This is a genomic window from Chloroflexota bacterium (genome assembly GCA_016875535.1).
In the GTDB taxonomy this organism is placed as follows: Bacteria; Chloroflexota; Dehalococcoidia; order SHYB01; family SHYB01; genus VGPF01.
This window is the reverse complement of the sequence record VGPF01000031.1, coordinates 21,460-27,743: the sequence shown is the minus strand read 5'-3', so window position 1 is coordinate 27,743 and position 6,284 is coordinate 21,460. Positions and strand designations below refer to the sequence as shown.

Below are 6,284 nucleotides of genomic sequence, written 5' to 3'. Positions count from 1 at the left end.
CTGCTCATCTCTCGCTCCTTGTTCCGATGGCCTCATCATGCCATCTTCAGGCAGCGATTCCACTTATCCCCGCTGTCTAGTTTTCCGGAACCACCTCTGGCAACCGCCGCAGTTGACATCCTTACCTGGTGGTGCTACTTTCCCGCAAGCCGGGAGGACGGCCATCGGAGGAAAGGGGAATACTATGAAAAGACTTTCGCGCCTGATCTTGTTTGTGAGCCTTACGCTCTCTCTTATCCTCGTCATCAGCGCCTGCGGAGGCGATGACGAAGAACCCACGGCCACCAAAGCGCCCGCCCCGACAGCGGCGCCTACCAGCGCGCCGACTGTTGCCCCAACGGCAACCCGCCCGCCCGCGCCGCCCACACCCGCGCCGACTGCCACTCCCGTTCCCCCCACGCCTACGCCCGCCCCCAGGGTCAAGCGCGGCGGCATCCTTCGCACTCGCATCGAATTTACGCCCTCATCCCAGCCCCAGTTCATGCTCCTCCAGGGGCCCATCAACTCCGCCTACCCCCTCTTCCAGCCGGTGCTCAGCACCCTTGTGCAGTTGAATATGGACGACCTCACCATCGCAGGCGACCTGGCGGAAAGTTGGACATTCAGCCCGGATGGCAAAACCATCACCTTCAAGATTCGCAACGGCGTCACCTGGCATGACGGCTCCCCGCTTACTGCAGCCGATATCAAGTTCAATTGGGACGCGATGCTCAAGGACTCCCTCGGTTTCGCCAGTCACTTCAAGGCTCTCCTCGCCGCCGCCGCTGATACCGCCCTTGTGGACCCCTCAACGTTCCAGATTACGTTGAAGCAGCCCAGCAACTCCCTCTTTCGCACGCTGACCCACGCCGTCATGTTCAACTACTCCCCGCGCGTGTCGCTCCAAGAACTCGTGGCCGGTAAGGTGATAGGGACCAACGCTTACCGCTGGACCAACCTGGATCGGGGCAGAAAGCTTGAGCTCCGCGCGAACCCGACCTATTGGGACAAGGGTGTAGACAATAGGCCGTTGCCCTATCTGGATGGTATTGACTGGTTCGTCATCGCCGATACCACTGCCCACATCGCCGCCTTCCGCACCGGTCAGATCGATGCCTTCGACCATATCAACGCCCCGGCCCTCGTCGGCCAGATAGACAACATCAAAAAGGACGTCCCGGCTCTGCAATCAAGCGCGACCTTTGATAGCTGGCGTATGCTCCTCGTCAAAAATCGAGGCCCGTTAGGCAACTCAGCGGTGCGCAAGGCCTTGCAGATCGGCTTTGATCGCGGCGCCTTTGTCGCTGCAGGCATGGGTGGTTCCGGCCTTCCATCCGGATACGCTAGCCCGCCCAAGGACTTCCAGGGCAACTGGGCCCCGCCCATGTCCGAGCAGCAAAGACTCCCCGGCATGAACCCGTCGGCCAGGGCGCAGGACCTTGCCGAAGCTGAGCGGCTCCTCGCCACAGCAGGCTACACAGCCGCCAATCCGCTCAAGCTCAACGTCTACGTTGTTGCCAGTGGCGTCTTTCCTACCGAGGCTGAGGCCGCCGTTACCCTCTTCAACAAAATCCGTGGGCTGGTCCTCACCGTCGTCCCTGAACAGCCGGCCGCTCACAACCAGCGCCTCGTCTTGGACGGTGATTTCGACCTTATCTATCGCCCCTTTGCACAGGCTATTGACGAACCCAGCCAGACCATAGGCCTCTTTTGGGTCAGCAGCGCCTCACGCAACTACGGTGGGTGGAAGGACCCCCAAGTGGACGCCATGTACAATGAACAGGAAACCACAACCGATGCCGCGCGCCGTGCTCGTATCGTGGCCGACCTTCAGACGCGCCTCTACGATGCCGCGAACTACATCGTCCTCGCCTGGGCCGCTACTCCCTGGGTTCGCCGCGGCGAGATGCAGAACATGCCCCTTGGCGGCTCCTTCGTAAATCGCGGCCGCTACGATAAGACGTGGATAGATAAATAACGAAGAGAAGCCTACTGCGCAAGAGAACGCCCCGGCTGGACCGGGGCGTTCTTGTTTATGCGATGACGCCCTGCTTCGTCAACGCCGCCGTTGACTCCACCTGCCTCCCCAGCAGGTCGTGGAAGACGTACTCGTTGTCCTGCCCCAACATCGGCGTCGCCTTGCGTATCTCGCCCGGAGTCTTGCTCAGCTTCCAGTGGATGCCGTTCACCGTGATCGGCCCGAAGGGATGCTGCACCTGCGCCCACCCGTTGCGGCTCAGGAAATGATGATTCGTGAACGCCTCCTCGTCTGATTGCGCCGGGAACGCCGGCACGCCGTGCGCCTGCAGCAGCTGCGCCGTCTCCATGGCGTTGCGCTCCTTCGTCCAGGCTGAGATGTGCGCATCGAGCGACTCCTGGTTCCGCAACCGGCGGTATAGATCTGTGTAGCGCGGCTCCCGCGACCACTCCGGCTCGCCCATCGCTCTGCACAACCCGAGCCACTGCTGTTCGCTCTCCACGGCGATGGCGAGCCATGCGTCATAGCCCGTGCAGCGGTAGAGGCCGTGCGGCGCCATGCGCAAGTCGCGGTTGCCCATCATCCCCGCGATGCGCCCGTTCCACTGGTAGTCCAGCATTTGGCTCCCCACCACCGTCGTCGCCGCCTCCCACTGGCACAGGTCAATATACTGTCCCTTCCCTGTCCGATCGCGCTCTCTCAGCGCCGAAAGGACGGCCAGCAGTCCGAGATAGCCGATGAACGGGTCAATGACTGCGGTCCCGAACGTCTGCGGCGGCTTTCCCTCTGCGTACCCTGTGATGCTTTCGATCCCCGTCAGGCAGGAAAGCGCCGACCCGAACGTCGTGATGCCGCTTAGCGGTCCCCACTGTCCTCCGGAAGAGAGCGAAATCATGATGAGGTCGGGCCGGACCTTCCTCAAAACGTCATAACCCAGTCCCCATCGAGAAATCGTCCCAGGCTTGTAGTTCTCGATCGCCACGTCCGCCGTGGAAATCAACTCCATCGCCAGCGCCTTGCTCTCACCCTTCTCCAGGTCCAGCGTGATTGAGCGCACATCCCGCAACAGCGTCAGCGATGAATGGTTCATCAGCGGGATCTCTTTGTAATTCGCTGCGCTCCGCCTCGTATTGTCCACCCGCCGCCCCGTCTCCACCTTCACCACCTCCGCTCCCATATCCGCCATCGCTCCCGCCAGCGCAGGCGCGGCCCATATCCACCCGAAGTTGACGACGCGGAGGTGCTTCAAAGGCAGATTCATACGACCCCGCTCCTTCTCAACTCTGTCAACTCCTGCCTGCTCACACCCACCCTTCCGCACAGCACTTCCTCATTGTGCTCGCCCAAAGCCGGCGCAGGTCGTGGTGCGCCTGTTCCCTTATGGCCCAGCACGTAGGGCGATCCTGGCGCTTCGATCACTCCGACTCCCGGCTGCTCCATTCGCTGGAAGTAGCCGCGCCCTCGCAGATGCACGCTGTTCAGCGATTGGTCCATCGTGTACACCGCCGTTGAGGGCACGCGGTTCCTCTGGCAGGAGATGAAAATCTCCTCGCGGCCTGTTCGATCGAGCCACTCCTGCATCATCGCGTAGATTTCCGGCCCGTACCGCACCCTATCGCGGTAGTGCCCCTTGAAGATCTCCGCCTGCGCCCACTCTGGGTCCCCCATCGCATGCACCAGCCCCTCCCACATGTGCGCCTCAGAGGCGAAGATGAAGACGTACCCGTCTTTGCACCGCATCATCGCTGCGGGAACGCCGCCGCGCTGGCTTCCGCCCTGCCGCGAAAGATGCTGGCCCCGCTCGTAGAAGAGAGCGACCAGGCCATAGCCCATCACCGTCACCGAAAGGCAGTCCGCCTCCGAGATTTCCACGAGCTGTCCTTCTCCCGTCTCCTTCCGGCTGTGATAAGCCAGCATCGTCGCCGCTGCCGCATTCACGCCGTTGTAATAGCTCCCATAGAGCCCGCCGGTGCGCAACGGCTCCCGGTCCGGCTCCCCCAGATAGCGGTGGCCCAGCGCCGCCGCATGCCACGTCACCAGGTCGTTCCCCAGGTAGTCACGGTACGGCCCGCTCAACCCGAAGGGACGGATGCACGTCACGATGAGCCGGGGGTTCCCTGCGCTGAGCGATTCGTGCGTCAGCCCACGGCGCTCCATCACTCCCGGCGGCGCATTCTCGATGAAGATGTCCGCCTCACGCACCAATGCGTGGAGCAGGTCTCTTCCTGACGGCGTATCGAGGTTCAGCGTCACACTGTGCTTGTTGCTATTGAGGTAGATGAAGAGCCCGCTCTTCTCTGGGTCGGGCTCATCGCCCGGAAATGGCCCCTGCCGCCGCGACTCGTCGCCTCCCATGTCCTCCACCTTGATGACCTCTGCCCCAAGGTCCGCCAATAGCTTGGATGCGAAAGGCGCTGTGACCATGCTCCCGTATTCCACCACCCGCACGCCCTCCAATAGGCCGAGCGATGCGGCGTCGGGAGTGCGGAACGGATGGAAGGGGAGACGTGGCCGTGCAAGCGCCGAGGCATCGAGCGTCATAGCTCGGCAAGCTAGCACAGCGTTTCACTAGGTGTCAACGAATAATCCCGCGCGGCTTGACGCCTTGATGGCCTGGTGTGACACTGGGTGGAGCATGCTCATTGACCTCCACGCCCACACCTGCGTCCACTCCTTGGACGCCTCACACACGCCCGATGCCCTCATCGAAGCGGCCAAAGCGGCGGGACTCCAAGGCATCTGCCTCACGGAGCACGACCAGTTCTGGGACGCCGCCGCCGCCGCGGACCTTGGCCGCAGGCACAACTTCCTTGTCATCCCTGGCAGCGAGGTCAATACGGAAGACGGGCACATGCTCGTCTTCGGCCTCTACCGCTACGTCTTCGGCATGCATCGCGCCGCCTTCCTCCGCGCGTTGGTGGATGAAGCCGATGGCGTCATGCTCGCCGCGCACCCCTATCGCCGCCGCCTGCGCACGGAGGTTGCCGAGTGGGTGCCTTCCTACGAAAAACAGCTTGAAGATGCCGGCCGGGAAGAAGCCTTCTCCCTGGTGCACGGCCTTGAAGCGATCAACGGTCGCGGCTCCGCGGTGCAGAACAAGTTCTCCGCCGACCTCTCCGGATACAAGGGCTTGCCCTCCTTCGGGGCGAGCGACTCCCACGACTCGAAGGACGTCGGCGCCTGTGCCACGGACTTCTCACGGAGAATCACCGATCTGGAGAGCTTTGTTGCAGAAGTGAAGGCAGGACGCTTCAAGCCCGCCCTGCTTCGAGCTGCGAAACCGGCCTAACCTACCTCGCCGCGCCTGCCAGCTCCGTCACGAAGAGCGTCACCGCCGTCTCCTCGGCTACGGCTCCCACCTTGACCGAGACGTCCGCTTGCAGCAGCCTCTGGTACAGCGCCTTCAGCGTCAACAGGGAGTACCGGCTCGATTGCTGGATCGTCTTCTCCACCACCCAATCGGAGTTCGTCGCCAGCGCCTCCGCGATCGCGCTCTGTGGCGCATTCGCCTCGAGCAGCACCTTCGCCTGCACCAGCATCCGCAGTTGGCGCCCCAGCATCGTGATGATCATCTGCGCCGCCTCTCCCTGCACGAACAGCTGCTCCAGGGCGCGCACGGCATCGGCCCTTCGACCCTGCACCGCCGCGTCCGTCAGGTCGAAGATGCGCGCCTCCCGTGAGGAGTGCACCAGCAGGCGCACATCGCTCTCTTGGATGGGCCGCCCCGTCGCATACAGCGCCAGCTTCTCGATGTCGTTGTCCAGCTGGCGCAGGTTGCCCGTCGAATACTCGGAGAGCAGCCGCGCCGCCCCGGGATCAATGCTTCCGCTGTGCTTCGGCGTCTGCGCCACGATCCAGTCCTGCAGCAGCCGCCCGCGTAGCGGCGCGACGGCTTTCACCTGCGCGATTTCGCGCAGGACTTCCAGCGCCGGATTCGTCGCCTTGATGACGCCGCTGAGGAAGACGACCACATTGGTCGGCGGCGTGCTCTCTCCCAGCTTCCCCAGGCCCGCGAACTCGCCCAGTTCCTTGCCCTTCGCCTCTGCCGCCTGCCTCCGCCCGCGCCGTCCGCCTCCGCCGTCGAACCGCTCCAAGAGGCCCTCCACAACGATGAGCCTGGCGGGCGCGAAGAACGGCAGCGTCGCGCACGTCATTTGGAGCTCCGCGAAGGTAAGGGTCTTGCCGTCCAGCGTCGCCGTGTTCGCTGCCAGCGATTCCTGGTCTCCTAGGTCTCGCTTCATTGCCGCCAGCGCCTCTTTTACCGAAAACTCGTCCTCACCGTAGAGGACGTGGATGTTGTTCGCCATGCGCTTGTGCTCGTTTCGTT

Annotated in this window: 5 protein-coding genes; 2 read left to right on the top strand and 3 right to left on the bottom strand. The window is 63.1% G+C overall.

Translation table 11 applies throughout. The features are described 5' to 3' along the window. The first annotated feature begins 184 nt into the window (after positions 1-184). Positions 185-1,957 carry an ABC transporter substrate-binding protein gene (locus FJ039_09100; protein ID MBM4406318.1) on the top strand — a complete coding sequence of 591 codons (1,773 nt, stop codon included), beginning with the start codon at positions 185-187 and terminating at the stop codon, positions 1,955-1,957. A gap of 55 nt (positions 1,958-2,012) precedes the next feature. On the opposite strand, the gene FJ039_09095 is transcribed toward FJ039_09100, so the two are convergent. Beyond that, on the bottom strand, positions 2,013-3,218 hold the full coding sequence (locus FJ039_09095; GenBank protein MBM4406317.1) for a CoA transferase: 1,206 nt from the start codon (positions 3,216-3,218) through the stop codon (positions 2,013-2,015). Continuing rightward, a complete protein-coding gene (locus tag FJ039_09090) occupies positions 3,215-4,498 on the bottom strand; it encodes a CoA transferase (GenBank protein MBM4406316.1) in 1,284 nt (427 codons plus the stop codon). The genes FJ039_09095 and FJ039_09090 overlap by 4 nt, the downstream gene beginning before the upstream one ends. Positions 4,499-4,565: 67 nt before the next feature. Between FJ039_09090 and FJ039_09085 the strand changes: the two genes are divergently transcribed. Then, positions 4,566-5,246 carry a PHP domain-containing protein gene (locus FJ039_09085; protein MBM4406315.1) on the top strand — a complete coding sequence of 227 codons (681 nt, stop codon included), beginning with the start codon at positions 4,566-4,568 and terminating at the stop codon, positions 5,244-5,246. Between the two features lies 1 nt (position 5,247). Here FJ039_09085 and holA read toward each other — a convergent pair whose 3' ends face one another. Beyond that, positions 5,248-6,264, bottom strand: a complete 1,017-nt coding sequence (gene holA, locus FJ039_09080; protein MBM4406314.1) for a DNA polymerase III subunit delta — start codon at positions 6,262-6,264, stop codon at positions 5,248-5,250. Between the last annotated feature and the right edge of the window lie 20 nt (positions 6,265-6,284).